Source organism: Paenibacillus sp. FSL H7-0940 (genome assembly GCF_037979415.1).
In the GTDB taxonomy this organism is placed as follows: Bacteria; Bacillota; Bacilli; order Paenibacillales; family Paenibacillaceae; genus Paenibacillus; species Paenibacillus amylolyticus.
On sequence record NZ_CP150280.1, the window covers coordinates 1,199,397 to 1,217,869 of the forward strand.

General features: G+C 46.6%; 18 protein-coding genes and 1 riboswitch. Of the genes, 17 read left to right on the plus strand and 1 reads right to left on the minus strand.

Annotated elements, in window-relative coordinates:
• Positions 1-4: 4 nt before the first annotated feature.
• From MHB71_RS05355 to sigF, 6 genes are all read left to right on the plus strand, one after another.
• Complete coding sequence (locus MHB71_RS05355; protein WP_036607863.1) at positions 5-895, plus strand: tyrosine recombinase; 891 nt, start codon at positions 5-7, stop codon at positions 893-895.
• A gap of 129 nt (positions 896-1,024) precedes the next feature.
• Complete coding sequence (locus MHB71_RS05360) at positions 1,025-1,849, plus strand: purine-nucleoside phosphorylase (RefSeq protein ID WP_036607861.1); 825 nt, start codon at positions 1,025-1,027, stop codon at positions 1,847-1,849.
• 249 nt (positions 1,850-2,098) lie between these two features.
• Positions 2,099-3,274 (plus strand): D-alanyl-D-alanine carboxypeptidase family protein, encoded by a 1,176-nt coding sequence (locus MHB71_RS05365; RefSeq protein WP_340029028.1) that lies wholly within the window; start codon positions 2,099-2,101, stop codon positions 3,272-3,274.
• Between the two features lie 144 nt (positions 3,275-3,418).
• The gene (spoIIAA, locus tag MHB71_RS05370) at positions 3,419-3,772 is read left to right on the plus strand and encodes an anti-sigma F factor antagonist (RefSeq protein ID WP_017687636.1); all 354 of its coding nucleotides are present in this window, start codon (positions 3,419-3,421) and stop codon (positions 3,770-3,772) included.
• Complete coding sequence (spoIIAB, locus tag MHB71_RS05375) at positions 3,769-4,224, plus strand: anti-sigma F factor (protein WP_036672324.1); 456 nt, start codon at positions 3,769-3,771, stop codon at positions 4,222-4,224. Before spoIIAA ends, spoIIAB begins: the two co-directional genes overlap by 4 nt.
• 14 nt (positions 4,225-4,238) lie before the next feature.
• On the plus strand, positions 4,239-4,994 hold the full coding sequence (gene sigF, locus MHB71_RS05380) for an RNA polymerase sporulation sigma factor SigF (protein WP_036607856.1): 756 nt from the start codon (positions 4,239-4,241) through the stop codon (positions 4,992-4,994).
• An 87-nt stretch (positions 4,995-5,081) separates the two neighbouring features.
• Here the strand turns inward: sigF and MHB71_RS05385 are convergent, their stop codons facing one another.
• Positions 5,082-6,011, minus strand: a complete 930-nt coding sequence (locus MHB71_RS05385; protein WP_340029029.1) for an EamA family transporter — start codon at positions 6,009-6,011, stop codon at positions 5,082-5,084.
• Between the two features lie 108 nt (positions 6,012-6,119).
• On the opposite strand from MHB71_RS05385, the gene MHB71_RS05390 reads away from it, so the two are divergent.
• The 11 genes from MHB71_RS05390 (at position 6,120) to ribE (MHB71_RS05440) (ending at position 18,412) form a co-directional block, all read left to right on the plus strand.
• Positions 6,120-7,022 (plus strand): AraC family transcriptional regulator, encoded by a 903-nt coding sequence (locus MHB71_RS05390; protein WP_340029030.1) that lies wholly within the window; start codon positions 6,120-6,122, stop codon positions 7,020-7,022.
• Between the two features lie 762 nt (positions 7,023-7,784).
• A complete protein-coding gene (locus MHB71_RS05395) occupies positions 7,785-8,441 on the plus strand; it encodes a stage V sporulation protein AA (protein WP_036607850.1) in 657 nt (218 codons plus the stop codon).
• Entirely contained in the window at positions 8,422-8,850 is a 429-nt protein-coding gene (locus tag MHB71_RS05400; RefSeq protein WP_026080996.1) for a stage V sporulation protein AB, read from the plus strand. The genes MHB71_RS05395 and MHB71_RS05400 overlap by 20 nt, the downstream gene beginning before the upstream one ends.
• Positions 8,851-8,874: 24 nt before the next feature.
• Complete coding sequence (locus MHB71_RS05405) at positions 8,875-10,542, plus strand: spore germination protein (protein WP_017687644.1); 1,668 nt, start codon at positions 8,875-8,877, stop codon at positions 10,540-10,542.
• A gap of 103 nt (positions 10,543-10,645) precedes the next feature.
• On the plus strand, positions 10,646-11,977 hold the full coding sequence (gene lysA / locus MHB71_RS05410; RefSeq protein WP_017687645.1) for a diaminopimelate decarboxylase: 1,332 nt from the start codon (positions 10,646-10,648) through the stop codon (positions 11,975-11,977).
• Positions 11,978-12,225: 248 nt separating this feature from the next.
• Entirely contained in the window at positions 12,226-12,657 is a 432-nt protein-coding gene (locus MHB71_RS05415) for a peptidylprolyl isomerase (protein WP_017687646.1), read from the plus strand.
• Positions 12,658-12,776: 119 nt separating this feature from the next.
• Positions 12,777-14,084, plus strand: a complete 1,308-nt coding sequence (locus MHB71_RS05420; protein ID WP_340030128.1) for a hypothetical protein — start codon at positions 12,777-12,779, stop codon at positions 14,082-14,084.
• Between the two features lie 167 nt (positions 14,085-14,251).
• Positions 14,252-14,420, plus strand: a riboswitch (FMN riboswitch).
• A gap of 323 nt (positions 14,421-14,743) precedes the next feature.
• A complete protein-coding gene (ribD, locus tag MHB71_RS05425; RefSeq protein WP_036607842.1) occupies positions 14,744-15,847 on the plus strand; it encodes a bifunctional diaminohydroxyphosphoribosylaminopyrimidine deaminase/5-amino-6-(5-phosphoribosylamino)uracil reductase RibD in 1,104 nt (367 codons plus the stop codon).
• A gap of 61 nt (positions 15,848-15,908) precedes the next feature.
• Positions 15,909-16,577: a riboflavin synthase gene (ribE, locus tag MHB71_RS05430; RefSeq protein ID WP_127551008.1), complete on the plus strand. Its 669-nt coding sequence runs from the start codon at positions 15,909-15,911 to the stop codon at positions 16,575-16,577.
• Between the two features lie 32 nt (positions 16,578-16,609).
• Positions 16,610-17,842 (plus strand): bifunctional 3,4-dihydroxy-2-butanone-4-phosphate synthase/GTP cyclohydrolase II, encoded by a 1,233-nt coding sequence (locus MHB71_RS05435; RefSeq protein WP_340029031.1) that lies wholly within the window; start codon positions 16,610-16,612, stop codon positions 17,840-17,842.
• Positions 17,843-17,944: 102 nt separating this feature from the next.
• On the plus strand, positions 17,945-18,412 hold the full coding sequence (gene ribE, locus MHB71_RS05440) for a 6,7-dimethyl-8-ribityllumazine synthase (protein WP_017687651.1): 468 nt from the start codon (positions 17,945-17,947) through the stop codon (positions 18,410-18,412).
• Positions 18,413-18,473: the final 61 nt, after the last annotated feature.

Sequence of the window (18,473 nt, forward strand, 5' to 3'; positions counted from 1 at the left end):
GTACATGAAACAGACGATACACGCCTATGCCTTATACTTGGAAGATGATAAAGGGATGTCGAGCAGCACGCTTGAATCGTATCTCCGAGACGTGGACAAGTTCATTGAATTTGCAGATAAGGAATATGGCATACGCGAAGCCGACCAGGTCAGACGTACACATGTCGTCCTGTTTGCAGGTCAGCTCAAACAAGCAGGACGTGCCAATGCAACCATTGCCCGCAGCATCGTATCTCTGCGCTCCTACTTTCATTTTTTGATGCGACGGGGTGATATTATACAGGACCCTACGTTTGATGTGGAAGCTCCCAAGGCGGACAAGACGCCACCACAGGTGTTAAGTATCCAAGAGATCGAACAACTTTTGACAGCGCCTGATACTCGTTCACCGCAGGGTGTGAGAGATCGAGCGATGCTTGAACTGTTATATGCTACAGGCATTAGGGTCTCGGAACTGATTGCCCTTGACATTCGGGATGTACAGCCAGGGATGCGCTTTATACGATGCGGTGGGGCGGGCAAGGAACGTATCCTTCCCATTGGTGCACCAGCTGCACATTGGGCAAGTGTATATGTGGAGGAATTCCGCAACAAGTTGCTCAAAACCGATTCGGACGAGCAGGCACTATTCGTGAATGTATCTGGTAGACGTTTAACCCGGCAGGGCTTCTGGAAGCTGCTCAAAAAAGCGGCGGTGGATGCGGGAATCTCGGAAGAAATTACGCCGCATACCCTTCGTCATTCGTTTGCAGCACACCTGATTGCCAATGGGGCGGATACACGTGCGGTTCAAGACATGCTGGGTCACGTGGAGCAGCCTGGACAACAATATGGCAATCATGGTCGCAAAACCATGAAAGAAATCTATGAAACCCATCATCCGAGGGCAAGATAGATTTTGACGCATGGCATTCACAAATAAATGCGGAACATTGGGCCGATTTAGGATAAAATAAATTGAATACATCCAAACGCCGTTATACATAAGACGGATCGTTTTAACTCAAGGAGGAACATACATCGCATGACAGCATTAAACCAACAAATGATTTCGGAAGCAGCATCTTATATTCAAAGCAAAAGCTCCATCAAGCCGGAAGTCGGTTTGATTTTGGGTTCGGGTCTTGGCGTACTGGCAGAACTGATTGAAGATGGCGTAAGTATTGCTTATCAGGATATTCCGCATTTTCCAGTGTCCACAGTAGAAGGACATGAAGGTGAACTATTGGTCGGAACCATTAAAGGTCGTCCAGTCGTGATGATGAAAGGCCGTTTCCATATGTACGAAGGATATGGTCCGGAATTGACAGCTTTCCCGGTACGGGTTATGAAAGAACTGGGTGTAAGCAGCCTGCTTGTAACCAATGCTGCAGGCGGCGTGAATACGTCGTATGAAGCTGGAGACTTGATGCTGATCTCGGATCACTTGAATCTCACAGGCAAAAATCCACTGATCGGACCAAATGACGCTGCACTGGGCGTGCGTTTCCCGGATCTGTCCGAAGCATATAGCCGCCGATTGCGTGCGCTGGCGAAGGATACGGCTGCATCACAAGGTTTTAACGTACGTGAAGGGGTATACGCAGGTATGCTCGGTCCGAACTATGAGACACCGGCAGAGATCAGAATGCTGCGTACACTGGGCGCAGACGCAGTGGGCATGTCCACTGTATCTGAAGTGATTGTGGCACGCCACGCGGGCCTGGAAGTACTCGGTATTTCCTGTATCAGCAACATGGCTGCCGGAATTCTGGACCAGCCACTGTCACATGATGAGGTTATGGAGACGACGGAACGTGTGCGTGAGTCGTTCCTGGCGCTGGTAGTGGCAGTTATTCCACAAATGTAAGCAAGATTTGAGTAGATAAGGTTACCTCTTTGGATGAGAAATCATCGGGGGGTAACCTTTTTTTGTTGTGTTGAACGTACGGTTACTCATTCCTTGAGTACAGTGCGTTTTTTTGACTATGACCACATTTTCAATAAAAGTTCGGGAAATCATGCTTTACATGGAATAATTTACTGGAAACGGGCCGACAATGATTAGCAGTACATGCATGGAACATGCAGTAAGCAAGTCATTTGAGGAGGTAACCTTGTGAAGAAAAGAATAATGGCATCGTTCATGACCCTTTGTATCCTGCTGTCCCTTTTGGCATCAACGGCATTAGCTGAAGAAACACCGAAGGCAGCGGGAGGAACTGATCTGGCCCCGTCGGCGCGCTCTGCGATCTTAATGGATGCAGACACGGGAACGGTCATTTATGAGAAAAACAGTCATGATCAGCTGCCTCCGGCGAGCATTACAAAGATTATGACCATGCTGCTTACAATCGAAGCGATCGACTCAGGCAAGCTGAAGCTGACCGACAAAGTAAGAACGAGCGAATACGCAGCTTCCATGGGCGGTTCGCAGATCTTTCTGGAGCCTGGGGAAGAAATGACGGTCGACGATATGTTAAAAGGGATCGCGATGGCTTCGGGCAATGATGCCTCGGTAGCGATGGCTGAGAAGATCGCTGGCTCGGAAGAAGCCTTTGTGCAGCTGATGAATGAGCGGGCGAAGGAGCTTGGCATGAAGGATACTCATTTTGCCAACTGTAACGGCCTTCCGGTCGATAATCATTATTCTTCCGCCCATGACATTGCCGTCATGAGCCGTGAACTGCTGAAACATTCCGGGATTACGAAGTACACCGGTGCATATCAGGATTACCTTCGCAAAGATACGGAAAAGCCCTTCTGGCTGGTGAATACAAACAAGCTGGTTCGTTTTTATGAAGGGGCAGATGGTTTGAAAACAGGTTACACATCCGAAGCGAAGTTCTGTCTCTCCGCAACAGCGTCCAAGGACGGACTACGTGTCGTTTCCGTGGTACTCGGTGAACCAAATACCAAAACACGGAACAGTGAAGTGTCTTCGATGTTTGACTATGCGTTTAGTCAATATACGATGAAGGCGCTCTACAAGGCAGGGGATCTGCTGGGAAGTCTGAAGATCGAAAAAGGTGAAGTTGCCGAATTGCCTCTGAATGCCACGCAAAATTATAGTGTGCTGATGCGCAAAGGAGCCAAATCCAATGACATCCGGCATGAATTGCTGGTCGCCAAAGAATTGAAAGCTCCGATCAAAGCCGGGCAAAGTATAGGTAAACTGGTGGTTTATCAGGGTAATGACGTCATTAAGGAGTTCGACATTCAGGCTCCGCAGGATGTGAATAAGGCGGGCTGGTGGAAGCTGTTTAAGCGGACAACGTCCAATCTGTTTGACTAAACGGCGATTTCTGCGAGTTGCACGTATCCTTCGAACATATTTTGTAGTTAAATAGGGGTTTTCTTCTAGTTTTGTCGGGGGGCAGGAAAAGCCTTCGGAAGCGTAGAAATCCTTGTTCTAAGACAGGGAGGAGAGTGAGCAAACGTGAACTTGCATGTGGAAATGGAACACCATCGCGGGATTCTGATTGTACGATTATCCGGGGAGCTGGATCACCATACAGCTGACATGGTACGGATGCAAATGGATGAAGCCATCCAGCGGAGACAAAGCGAGCATCTCGTACTCAGCCTGAAAGATCTGCAATTTATGGACAGTTCAGGTCTGGGTGTCATTTTGGGAAGATACAAGCTCATTAAGAATAAAGGTGGCAAGATGGTGGTCTGTGACGTCAATTCGCCAGTGTACCGTTTGCTGGAAATGTCGGGGCTGTTTAAGATTATGCCGATATACGAAAATGAGGGAACTGCTCTCTCAGGTCTGGAGGTCGTCTCATGAATGAAGGAACAGGGACAAATTTCATGAATCTGCAATTCGCGGCCAAGTCAGAGAATGAGTCGTTTGCACGGGTAACCGTTGCTGCGTTTATCTCCCAGCTTGATCCAACGATGGACGAGCTCAGTGACCTGAAGACGGTCATTTCGGAAGCCGTGACCAACAGCATCATCCACGGATACAACAACAACTCCGAGGGTGTGGTGTCCATCCAGGCGGAGATTCGGGAAGACATGATCACTATCATCGTGGAAGACCGCGGTGAAGGAATCGAAGATCTTGAACTGGCCAAGCAGCCGCTATATACGTCCAAACCCGAACTTGAGCGGTCGGGCATGGGCTTCACCATTATGGAAAACTTTATGGATGAATTCGAAGTCAGCAGTGAGCCCGGCAGAGGCACCTCCATCAAGATGAAAAAAAGGATTGAATCCAAGAAAGCATTGTATAATTAGGGGTTGGTGTTCTTATGGATGCTGAAGTGAAACCATCTTCACAGACCTATTTGGACGATGCCGAGGTCAAACGGCTGATTGCGCTCAGTCAGTCGGGTGACCATGTCTCACGGGATACGCTGGTGAACTGCAACATCAGACTCGTCTGGTCCGTCGTACAGCGTTTTATGAACAGGGGATATGATCCGGAAGATCTGTTCCAGATTGGTTGTATCGGTCTGCTCAAGTCAGTGGACAAATTCGATCTCAGTTATGACGTGAAGTTTTCAACCTACGCGGTACCGATGATCATCGGAGAAATCCAGCGATTCCTGCGGGATGACGGTACCCTTAAGGTCAGTCGTTCACTGAAAGAGATGGCGAATAAAGTCCGCAAAAAAAGGGACGAACTGTCCAAACATCTGGATCGTTTACCAACGATTAAGGAAGTTGCCGCAGAGCTGGGGGTAACCCCGGAGGAAGTTGTATTTGCCCAGGAAGCGAACAAACCACCGACCTCCATCCATGAGACGGTATTTGAGAATGACGGTGATCCCATTACGTTAATGGATCAGATTGCCGACGAGTCTCAGGAACGTTGGTTTGACAAGCTGGCTCTGAACGAAGCCATCGGTGGTCTCAGCGAGCGGGAGCGATTAATCGTTTATCTTCGGTATTACCGAGATCAGACCCAGTCCGAGGTTGCCAGCAGGCTGGGAATATCTCAGGTGCAGGTATCACGTCTGGAGAAAAAAATACTGCAATCCATCCGCGACCAGATCGCGCAGTGATTTCATGGGTTGCACCAACAGTATTGGCGTTTATACACCAATATACGACAACTAACAACCTTCTATCGCGCATTATGGCGAGGGAGGTTATTTGTTGTTAATACGGGGAGATTCCGAACGATTGGACTGCATGACCAGCATCATGCCAAGAATACATGCCATACCAATCCATTGATAGAAGCCAAAAGGTTCATGGAGCCATATGACGGTTGTTCCAACAGCAGCAAGCGGCTCTGCGCTCCCGAGCAGGCTAGTTTCCTGGGGTGTAAGACTTTTGAGACTCGCAATGTAAAACCAAAAAGCAATCATGGTTCCAAAAAGGATCGTAAATATCAAATAACCGTAGGTTTCAAGCGTGATGTTAGCAAAATTCATTTTCCAGGGCGGGTGAATAAAACCCATTCCCAAACCACCGATGATCATAGCCCAGCCGACCACAACAAGTGAATCGAATTTTTTAATCAGTTGCACGGCATACAGCGTATAAAATGCAGCTGAAACCCCAGATAACAGCCCCCATATCACTGCAAGCGAGGAGACAGATAACTGCGTAAGCGAGCCATTCGTGAGCAGGAGAAAACACCCACTGAGAGCCAGAACGGCGCATGCAAGGTCATTGCGTGTGAGGACCGACTGCTTACGGAGTGCGATGTAAATCATGATCATGACAGGGGACAGGTACTGTAGGAGTGTAGCCACCGCTGAATTGCCGTGTTTAATGGATGCCATGTACGTATACTGAACGGCAAGCATGCCCACCAATCCAAAAATGATCATCTGCCCAGCGGTTTTTTTATTTCTCCATACATCAAAAATCTGAAATCTTCCATTTGTAAACGATTGAATAACCAGTAATAGTAACCCAGCAATCAACAATCGTACAGTGACATACCAATTGACCTCAATTCCATCCAGCTGAAACAATTTTTGAGATACCGTCCCCCCAATGCCCCAGCAGATGGCTCCCGTCAGAACGAGCACGATGCCTGAAATTTTGGATTTTGCAGAAGTTGTCATTCTTGTTCGCCTCACCTTAAATATAAGAATAGTGTTATATTAAAGAGAAATACGATACATTTATATCAATATTACACTTAAAAATATAACTATATTGAGATGAGGGCCATGCAGAAGATCGAATTTATCATTGATCAACATTTGAAAGAAATGACGCAACACCGTACCGATACATTATCTATAGCCTGTTATGAGACAACCATTGTTCAAAATGTTCACGGACATATTCCTCTCCACTGGCATGATGAATTGCAGTTTGTTGCCGTTCTTCAGGGTACGGCGTTGTTTCATATCAACGATCAAAAGATGATTTTGTCCAAAGGTGACGGGGTTTTTATCAACAGTGGAATAATGCATATGGCCGAAGATCACGGGGTGAGCGAGAACTGCATTTATTTATGTCTGAATTTGTCCCCACACGTTATCATGCCATCGGATTTGTATATAAAGTACGTACATCCATATGTAACAGCAACTAATTTGCCTTTTCTGTATATCGAAAGAGCTAACGCTTGGGGAGAACAGATCTTGGATGCTGTTGCATGGATTAGAAAGGAGCTAGTGCACCAAGTTCCTTTTTACGAAGTGAATATTGCTTCGGCGGTGCTTAATATGTGGAAACTGCTGATTATGAACGGATATTCTCTTGAACATGATCCATCAGAGATGAGCAGAAACAACCGAATGAAAGACATGTTGCAATGGATTAATCTCAATTATGCCGATCCAATTAAGCTTGAAGGTATTGCAAAGGCTGGACAGTTAAGTCGATCGGAGACATGCCGTTATTTCAAGCAAATCCTGAAAACCACACCCATGCAATATGTGATTGAGTACCGCATCCAAAGAAGCATCGAACTATTGCAATCCTCCAAGCGTAGCATCACCGAAATTGCCTATGAGGTCGGTTTTAACAGCACGAGTTATTACATTAACCAATTCCGCAAAACAATGAATTCAACCCCTTTACGATTTAGGAAGGGAATTGAGTCAAAGAGACAAAGAAAATAATTCTTGAGATAATGTTCATGATCCGTGAACCAATCTAAATACCGAAGAGTCGCCCATACGGCGACTTTTTTTGATATGTAAAATAATGCTTCACACTCAGTTGCGCTTCAAATCCCCAAATTTCTAAAATTAATATCCAGAAGCTATCTTCACAAGTCATTGAATTTTGAGCAAAATAACCCCAAAAAGGTCTTCTTTCAATTCCCTTTCTGCCTACTCCTCCAGCATATTTATTTCAAACGTTTGGAAACGGGATGACGACTGGTAGCGGAGGGATGGAATCGGTCAAAAGGAGTGAAGCGTGAGCGTTCACCTAAGGATACATAAGCAACGCAGGCGGCAGATTAGACCTGAAGAAGCGAAGCGTGCGCCTTTGTCTCCAAATTTCTACACAACTGTAGTCTAGACGGTCCCAGAAGACAACTCCAACATCATAGAATTTTGAGCAAAATAACCCCAAAAAGCTCATCTTTCAATTCCCTTCCTGCCACCTCCCCAGCATATTTATTTCAAACGTTTGGAAACGGGAGGACGATGGGCAGCGGAGGGATGGAATCGGTCAAAAGGAGCGAAGCGTTCGCCTTTAGCACCGGATTTCCTCCTTGAAAAGGAGAGTTCAAGAAATCCGGGGATAACAGCGACCAATGACCGATCCATCCCGCAGCGCCAACTCAGCCTTCCACCTTTTTTCCAACCCGTTTGTAATAAATTTGCACATTCTTCAAATACTAACCTAAATTACGCAGTAAAGGAGTGCTATGGATGTCCCAGACACCCACTCCAATGGTCTATATTCGTCTGCGCAGCCGTATTCGCATCCAGAGGGGCAGAGCAGTCAAGCTTGGAGACATTGCACATGTACTGACCTCTTCAGAAGACCAAGAGGTCAGGCTACTGGAGCTTGAACTGCTACGCCCTGGACCGGAGGATGGCAATCTGATCCTCATTGATATATTGCAGATAATTCCCCGAATTCGGCACATCTTGCCGGAGGTAAGTGTGGAACTGATAGGATCAGGCCATACGTTGGTTGAAGTCATTGCGGGAAATGGTCAACCTTCCAAGTCTCTGTTCATATTGGTTTGGCTGCTGCTGTTCTTCGGATCGGCCTTAACCATTATGAATTTTCATGCCGATGTGAACATGCAGGAAGTACAAATTCGTATTGTGGAGATGCTTACTGGGCATCGGGACGAACATCCCTATCTGTTTCAAGTGGCGTATTCCATTGGCATTGGATTCGGAATGGCAGTATTTTTTAATCATTTGTTTAAGAAAAAGTGGAATGAGGAGCCTACCCCGCTGGAAGTAGAGATGTTCCTATACCAGCAAAATGTAGATAAATATGTGGTGATTGAAGAAAGTGAACGGATGCACGAGCAGGAACGCAGGGAGATGAATGCGGATGAGCGTTCTTAATGGAGCAATCAGCATTGTATTGGGTATTGCAGGGGGGATTGCCGTAGGGAGCGGCGTAATTGCGCTCATTCTGGTGCTCGATATGATTCCCAGGTTGGCTCAACTTACGCAATCGTATGACAAAACTCACTGGTACGAAGGGGCGCTAATTGGTGGTTCACTGCTCGGGACGGTGGCGGACTTCTGGCATTGGAAAATGCATGGGGTGCTACTGCTCAGCCCAATCGTTGGTTTGTTCTGTGGCGTGTTCATCGGTCTACTGGCCGCAGCGCTCACTGAGGTACTCAATGTACTGCCCGTGCTAGCCAAACGATTGGGCATGAAACCTTATTTATTTGGATTACTGCTCGCCATGATTTTGGGCAAAATGACAGGTTCCCTGTTTGATTTTTTCATATATCAGCGGTAACTCGTGGCCATAGGAGGATGGAAGATGGATGAACGAACGGAGCACACAGGCCAGGAAAATAGTGAAGGTATAACGGAAGAGATGTTACACAAGTCTGCTTATGAGATTCAGAAGGAAGAAGAGGAGAAAGCGTACAATAAGAAAAAACAAAATGAGATGTCCGACAGCATTGAGGAATCCGTACAATATTGGCAGGAAAACGATGATATCTCCCCACGCATGAGTGAGAATAGATATACACTGCAACAGGTACTGGGGCTTGGAGAATCGTTCGACGTGAATATGAGGGAAATGGTCCTAGGTGGTAAGCACGTTGGATTGCTGATGATCACCGGCTTTGCCAAGGATGAGATTTTGCTTGAAGTCTTGAAAAGATTAACCTATCTCACGCCGGATGATGTCTCAGGACATGCACTCAAATCCTATTTTGAATGTTACATTCCCCACATTCAGGTGGAAAAAGTCGAGAAGATGAGTGCTGTCATCAACAAGGTCCTTACCGGTATGAGCGCAATGTTCGTTGAAGGAGATCGCTCGGTCTTAATTATGGATACCCGGAGTTATCCAGTACGTTCACCCGAAGAACCTTCCTTGGAAAGGGTAGTCCGAGGTTCCAGAGACGGCTTTACCGAAACACTCCTGACTAACGTGACCCTGGTGCGTCGCAGAATACGCGACCCGGGACTGAAGTTTGAGATTATGCAGGTAGGGCGGAGAACACAAACCGATGTCTGCGTGGTGTATATTGATGATATTGTGGATAAAGTGCAGGTCGATTCAGTTCGTGAAAAAATTCAGCGAGTAGATATCGATGGTATTCCCGCAGCCGATAAACAGCTGGAGGAAGCGATTATCAACAAGGGTTGGAATCCGTTCCCACTCGTTCGTTATTCGGAACGACCAGATGTTACAGCTTCTCATTTGCTGGAAGGACGAGTCGTCATTTTCGTAGACACTTCCCCCAGTGTGATGATTCTACCAACGACCTTTTTCGACCTATGTGAGCATGCGGAGGAGAACAGACAGACGGCCTTGATGGGAACATATTTACGATGGGTGCGTTTTGCAGGGATTCTCATCTCGTTGTTTTTGCTACCATTATGGCTTCTCATGGTTATTGACCCTTCGATTAAACCGATGGGACTTGACTTCATTGGTCCACAGGAAAATGTAAAGCTACCGCTGATTCTACAGTTTCTACTGATCGAACTGGGCGTCGATTTATTACGTATGGCAGCGGTCCATACGCCTACACCTCTGGCATCGGCTATGGGCTTAATCGCGGCCATTCTAGTCGGGGATATCGCGGTGAAAACAGGATACTTTGTCAATGAGGTTGTGCTCTATATGGCCATCGCAGCCATCGGTATGTTTGCCACGCCAAGTTACGAATTGGGTCTCGCCAATAGGCTGGTCAGGCTGGTTCTGCTAGTCGCTGTTGCGATATTCAAGGTTCCGGGGTTGGTCGTGGGCTGTACATTACTCATATTGGCGCTCACCGTTCACCGGTCGTACAATTCTTCGTATCTCTGGCCTTTTATACCGTTTAATGCAAAGGCCTTGGGCAACTTTTTATTCCGGCTTCCGCTGCTGGAAAATAAAAAACGTCCATCATTCAATAAAACCCGTGACAACACCAAAATGTCCGATGATCCGGACGGGGAACTGCAAAAAAGTAAAAAACACAAATGATCTTCCAAAAAATCCATTCATCTCGCTGCCTAATTTGATATACTGGTGTAAAATCATTGGAATATCAATTGTTCCAGTATATAAAAAGTGAGGAATGCAGATTATGTATTTACATGGTACAAGTAAAATAAATGCGCAAGGGCATCTGGAGATTGGCGGAGTTGATGCAACAGATCTGAAAGAACAGTTTGGAACTCCCCTGTACGTTGTGGACGAGCAATTGGTTCGTGAGCGTTGCAGAGAGTACATGGAAGCATTCCGTGCTTCCGGACTGGGCTTCCAGGTTGCTTACGCAAGTAAAGCATTCTGTGTAATGGCGATGTGTGCCCTTGCAGCTGAAGAAGGACTTTCCTTGGATGTTGTATCTGACGGTGAACTGTTTACTGCACTGCAAGCAGGATTCCCGGCTGAGCGCATTCACTTCCACGGTAACAACAAAACGCTGGAAGAGATCGAAATGGCTCTTGATGCAGAGATTGGATGCTTTGTTGTTGATAACTTCAATGAATTGCATCTGTTGCAGGCTGTAGCAGCGGACAAAAATCGTAAAGTAAACATTTTGCTTCGTGTGACGCCTGGTGTTGAGGCACATACGCATGAATATATTTCTACAGGTCAGACGGATTCGAAATTTGGATTTGATATCGGCAATGGTACAGCATTTGAAGCGATTGACTTGGCTTCCAAGCAGTCTAATCTGGTATTGCTCGGTGTGCATTCCCACATCGGTTCCCAAATCTTCGAAGTTGAAGGCTTCCAGATGGCTGTTCAACGTGTTGCTGAATTTGCAGCAAGTGTATATGAGCGTCTTAATGTTGCTTTCAAAGTGGTTAACCTTGGTGGGGGATTCGGAATCCGTTATATCGATGGAGATACGCCACTTGAAGTTGCACAATACGTGAAGGCTATTACAGACGCCGTTAAAAATCATTTTGCTCAAATCGGCTATGCCGTACCTGAGATCTGGGTTGAGCCAGGCCGCAGCATCGTGGGTGAAGCGGGAACAACGCTGTATACCGTTGGAACAAGCAAAGACATTCCAGGCGTGCGTAAATATGTTGCCGTTGATGGTGGTATGACTGATAACCCACGTCCTGCTTTGTATGAATCCAAATATGAAGCTGTGCTTGCCAACCGTGCGAATGAGGCTGCTCAGGAAACAGTATCTGTTGCGGGTAAATGTTGCGAGAGTGGCGATATGTTGATCTGGGATCTGGACCTGCCAAAAGTGGAAAGTGGCGACCTACTCGCTGTAGCTTGCACAGGTGCGTATAACTACTCCATGGCGAGCAACTACAACCGGATTCGTCGTCCAGCCGTTGTATTTGTCAAAGACGGTCAAGGAGATGTCGTGGTACGCCGTGAGACGTATCAGGATATCATCCAGAATGACCTGGTACCTGCGCGCATTGGAAAACAGCCAGTAACTCGCTAATTCGTCAAAAGATAATGCGTTTCTGCATTATTCAAGATATAGGGATTTTGCAGTTGAAGCAGATGAAAAGGGACCTTCCTTTTTCGTCTGCTTTTTGCGTATTTGAGCTAAATCATGAAAAAAGTTGCTGTTTTTTTTGCGATCCAGACATTTTCGGTGTACACTAAGAAAAGTGCTGTAATGCTTGGCCCAGGGTCATGCGTTCTGGCACCATTAACGATGGTCAATACGAAAGGAGTCATTTACATATGGCGAAACAAGCGAAAATTAAATTGGCAAACGGCGGAGAAGTTCTGATCGATCTGTTCGATCAAGAAGCTCCAAACACAGTAGCAAACTTTGAGAAACTGGCTAACTCCGGTTTCTACAATGGTCTTACATTCCACCGCGTTATCCCGGGCTTTGTAGCTCAAGGCGGATGCCCTAACGGTTCCGGTGCAGGTGGCCCAGGTTACACAATCAACTGTGAAATTAACCCAAACAAACATGAGCGCGGAACACTTGCTATGGCACATGCTGGCCGTAACACAGGTGGAAGCCAGTTCTACATCTGCTACCAACCGCAACCACATTTGGATGGACAACATACTGTATTTGGTAAAGTAACTAAAGGTATGGAGTTCGTGGACGCTTTAGAAGGTAAAGACAAAATGGAAACTGTTGAAGTTGTAGAAGCTTAATACCTTCACCTTAACTGGATCCAAACATGAAGTGCTTCTTTTATAGAAGCACTTTTTTTATTTTTCATATGTCACGTATTCGAGATCCATAATTAGAAAGGATGAATAAAACCTTGGATATGGTTACTCAGCTAAGCTTGTTAAAACAAATTTATAGTGAGCGCACGTTGTGGGATGAAGAATTGCAGGCATCGCGCCATGTCGTTCCGGATAGTCTATCCGTAAAGGATCGAGAAGCGCTTGAGGCAGCCGGGCATGAACCGAATCGCTTTGTACGTCCGCAACATGATGAGACGATTACTGAGCTGAAAAAAGTTGCGAATCAATGGACGATCAATGATGCAGCGCAGGCCTTTGTATCCTCTTTGTGGTCAGCACCCATGATCTGGCGTTCGTTGCTTACGGGCAAGCTTATTGCGAGCAGTATGCCAAGCCATGAACATACGCCATATCCATCTTCGAACACTTGTAAGATCTGCGGATTAAGTGTAGATCAAGCAACCGACACAACGCTACAATGGTATTGGCGGATGACCAATGGAACACCGTTGGACGGTGATCCTTTTGGATATGTGTTGGCACTTCGAGAGCTGGCTACCGCGCAGGAGCTTCCAATACCCAATGAGTACGACCGCTGGACATTCCGTGCGGTGTTAACGGTGCTACGCGAATTACCTCCCAAAACACGTTACAGCAAGGCAGCAGTAGCGCTCAAGAAGGAACGTCTTTTGCCTACACAGAAGGAATATGCCTACCGTGATTTACTTGAGACGTTAGCTCTGATTGGCATATTGGATACGCCGGAACATCCTGGAATGATCACGGAATTCACCTCTTACATGCAGCGTGACGCACGCCCCAATGTGCGGGTGGAAGTGCAGGCCCCTCTGGCGTGGTGGGATTCATCTGTCGGAATTAATGAGAACAACCTGAACAAGATATTTCATGATTTTGATCTGAATAATATATCACTTGCGGATAAGCCTGGTGAGAGTCCAGCTGTAAAGGACACGATCTTAGGGGCATTGGAGAAGAAGAGAAGTGTTCGCGGAAAAGTACCAAAGGCATCACCTGATGCAGGTACCGGGGAGGTACAGTCTGGAGATGTGTATGCTGTTCGGGTCCGGGAAGGTGTATGGGTGACTGTATATTGTCATGAAGTCAGAGACAAGCGCGTCATCGTTGAATATCTGGATGGAGTCTTCCCAGAGATGCCGGGAAAAGCAGATTTGCATGGGACGTTTCGACCGAGAGCGAATGGACGCTGGAAATGCTCGGCTATTGCGATCGATTCCACAAGTTGGGTCAGAAGGGTGGCAAGAGAGTTCCCGCTTCCGACTTCGCCCCTGCAAGAACCTGATCGCACTCCATTCCATAATGCCAAAGAATTAAAGCATATGGCGAGCTGGTGTTTTCCTGATATGTAGAATGATGCGATGGATGTGAAATGGGCCTCCAAGCAAAAACCGTGCCTCCTTGAGAGGAAGCGGTTTTTGTTGTTTCTTAGCTTATTAAAAGTTAGTATGTGACAAAAAGGAACAAAAAACAATTGATTTTTTGGCATTAAAGTGCTAACATCCAAGTAATAACGAAAGCAATCCTTCAGGGCAGGGTGCAATTCCCTACCGGCGGTGATGCAGGAAGTGTAAGGACCTATGAGTCCAGCACTTGATGCAAAGTCCGTGACCTGTCTGCCATTGGCAGATGGCTGATCTGGTGTAATTCCAGAACCGACAGTATAGTCTGGATGGGAGAAGGAGAGGTGCAGACCTAACAGGTTTGCATTCAGCAGGAGTATTGCTGCACAGTCACGATTTGTGATGTCTTGCACTGTGCAGGGAAGATCCGGTTACGCCGGACAGTTCCATACATATGCCGCACTATAAAAGCTCTTTACCTGTAATTGATGTTCATTAAGGTATGTGTCTATTTTCACTTGCCCGAAATGAAGTTTTGGGCAAAGTGTTGGCGTGCTGTATCCATTTCACTCCTGCTGGTGACATTTGTCTCTCATCATCCCCATCGAACTGATTGTTCGACGGGGATTTTTTAATAAACAAGACTTTAAACCGCGGGGTGAACGGATTTGGAAATGATCAATGATGAATTTTATATGGCACTGGCATTGGATATGGCGGAACGAGCACAGGGACAGACGGGGATTAATCCGGTCGTTGGATGTGTAGTTGTGAAAGAAGGTCGTATTGTAGGCCTGGGGAGCCATCTGAAACGTGGAACCGGTCATGCAGAGGTGCATGCACTTAACATGGCAGGCAGTGATGCAGAAGGAAGTACGGTATACGTTACACTTGAGCCTTGTAGTCATTATGGCAAGACGCCACCTTGTAGTGAACGCCTGATTCATGAAAAGGTGAAACGTGTTGTGGTATGTTGTGAAGATCCAAATCCGCAAGTATCCGGCAGGGGCATAAGCATGCTTCGTCAACAAGGCATTGAAGTTGAAGTTGGCGTACTGCGTGAGCGTGGAAGACGTATGAATGAAAAGTTCATTAAATTTATCACAACGGGTCTACCTTTCGTGACACTGAAAACGGCAACTACTCTGGATGGCAAAATTGCTACTCGCAGCGGAGACAGCAAGTGGATCTCTAACGAGCCCGCTCGTGAGATTGTGCATGCCCTTCGTCATCGTCACCAGGGAATCATGGTTGGCGTCGACACGGTAATCGCCGATAATCCGGAACTAACAACCCGTTTGCAAGTCGAAGGCATTAGTCCAGTGCGCATTGTAGTGGATTCCAAGTTACGTCTTCCCGTAGGTGCCAAAATGGTTAAGGATGGTCTTGCTCCAACATGGGTGCTGACAACAGACGAAGCCAGTCCTGAAGCTGCTGAACGTTTGGAAGCCTACGGCGTCGAGATTATACGCTGTGGTCCTGGACCACGTGTGGATCTGTTAAACGGACTTAGCAAGTTGGGTGAGCGTGACATTGGTTCAATTTTGCTTGAAGGTGGAGGTACCTTGAATGGAGCTATGCTGGAGGCACGGTTGGTTGATCGACTGCTCATGTTTATCGCTCCGAAGATTGTAGGCGGTTATGATACACCTGGAAGCTTCCGCTTCGAGGGTGTGGAACGTATGAATCAGGCGATTCAATTGAATCAGTTGGAGATTGAACAAGTTGGAGATAATATCAGCATTGGCGGTATTCCGGTGTGGCCTGAATAAATAAATGGATTTGAAAGTAGAAAGTTAGGTTCTTTATAACTTGAAAAAGGGAGGCGGCAGCATGTTTACCGGTTTGGTGGAAGAAGTCGGTCAGATCCGGCGTATTGGTCGGAAAGGCGAAGCGATGGTCCTGAATATCGGAGCTTCCGCCATCATGGACGATCTGAAGATTGGTGATAGTGTAGCAGTGAACGGCGTGTGCTTAACTGCGACAACGCTCGAAGGTGGAGGTTTTACCGCCGATGTAATGCCTGAAACCTATCGCCATACCAATCTCAGTCAGCTGCAATCTGGCAGTAAAGTTAATCTGGAGCGGGCCATGCAATCAGGCGGTCGTTTTGGCGGACATATCGTTCAGGGTCATGTCGATGGTACTGGAGTGATTGGCAGTATAACACGTGATCAGAATGCAATTGTGTTTGAGATCAAGCCTGATGATCACCAGTTGTTCAAATATCTGATCCCCAAAGGATCGGTTACACTGGATGGCATTAGCTTGACCGTTGTCCATACATCGGATACCGCATTCACGGTTTCCATTATCCCGCATACCATTGGTGAAACTGTACTAAATGTGAAAAAGACAGGGGATACCATTAATATCGAATGCGATATTTTGGGCAAATATGTGGATCATCTGCTCCAGTATGGGAGAGGACATCGGGAGACGGGTACTGGCAAGCCGCGCAGTATCAGTGAAGATTTTCTCTCCAATCACGGATTTGCATAAATAGAGAACAGAAATTAACTGGAGGTGGACCAATGTCAGAACAATCCATTCTGGACACAATAGAAGAAGCCATATATGATCTCATGCGTGGTAAACCCGTCATTGTTGTGGATGATGAAGATCGGGAGAATGAAGGCGATTTTATCGCTTTGGCCGAAAAGGCGACGCCTGAAGTCATTAATTTCATGATTACTGAAGGTAGAGGTCTGGTCTGTGTTCCGATTACACAACAACGTGCGGACGAACTTAACCTGAAACCGATGGTTCAACAAAATACGGATTTCCATGGAACAGCCTTCACCGTCTCTGTGGATCACAAAGATACAACAACAGGTATCTCGACACATGAACGCTCTATTACCGTGAAAGGTCTGATCGATCCTGAAGCGAAAGCCGGAGACTTCCGTAAGCCTGGTCACATGTTCCCGCTGATTGCAAAAGACGGCGGTGTACTTCGGCGTGCCGGACATACGGAAGCGGCTGTAGATCTCGCTATCATGTGTGGTTCCTACCCTGCTGGCGTTATCTGTGAAGTGATTAAGGAAGATGGCACGATGGCCAGACTTCCGGATCTGCAGGAGATTGCCCGCAAACATGATCTGAAGCTGATCAGTATTCAGGACATGATTCGTTACCGTAACGAAAAAGAGCAGCTGGTTCAACGTGAAGTAGCTGTGCGTATGCCAACGGACTTTGGTGAGTTTCAAGCGGTGGCTTATACAAATGCTGTGGACAATAAGGAACATGTGGCTCTGGTCAAAGGAGAAATTGATGGTTCGAAACCTGTGCTTGTACGAGTGCACTCTGAATGTTTGACAGGTGATGTGTTCCATTCGCATCGTTGTGACTGTGGTCCGCAGTTTGATGCGGCACTCAAACAGATTCACGAGGAAGGCAATGGCGTACTTTTATATATGAGACAAGAGGGTCGGGGTATTGGCCTGATCAACAAACTCAAAGCCTATAAGCTGCAAGAGGAAGGTATGGATACTGTTGATGCAAACCTGAGTTTGGGTTTTGCTGCTGACTTGCGTGATTACGGAATTGGCGCTCAAATTCTGAAAGACCTTGGGGTTCGTCAGATCAGACTGCTAACTAACAACCCTCGTAAAATTAAAGGCCTTGAAGGATATGGACTTGAAGTCGTAGAGCGTGTCGCGATCCAGATGGAGGAGAACGAGGACAATACGGTGTATCTTCATACCAAGCAAGCCAAGCTGGGGCATATGCTCAAGTTTGATGATATCGAGCAGAACGAACAGTAAATATATTTTAGATGAATAACGTTCACCATGTAATTTATGGAAGAGATTACTTAGGAATTTCCGTTACTTACATTACATTATACCGTTAGGGAGATGACTTGAATGCCACAATTTTTTGAAGGACATTTAGTATCAGAAGGATCCAGATATGGAGTTGTCGTTGGACGTTTTAACGAATTCATTACCAGTAAATTGCTTAGCGCAGCACTCGATGCATTCAAACGCCACGGCGTGCAGGATGATGAAGTGGATGTAGCCTGGGTTCCAGGTGCGTTCGAAATCCCTTTGATTGCGCAGAAAATGGCGGAGAGCGGCAAGTATGATGCGGTGATTACCCTGGGAACCGTTATTCGTGGATCAACTACGCATTACGATTATGTGTGCAACGAGATGGCTAAAGGGGTAGCAGCAATTAACCTGAAAACTGGCGTGCCTACGATCTTTGGACTGGTTACAACAGAAAATATTGAACAAGCGATTGAACGTGCCGGAACCAAGGCGGGTAACAAAGGTTGGGATGCAGCTACGGCGGCAATTGAGATGGCAAACTTGACGAAACAGCTAAAATAGTGCTTATTTAATAGTAGTGCCCTGCTTTGCGCAGACGAACACGGGAAACCGGATTCGGACG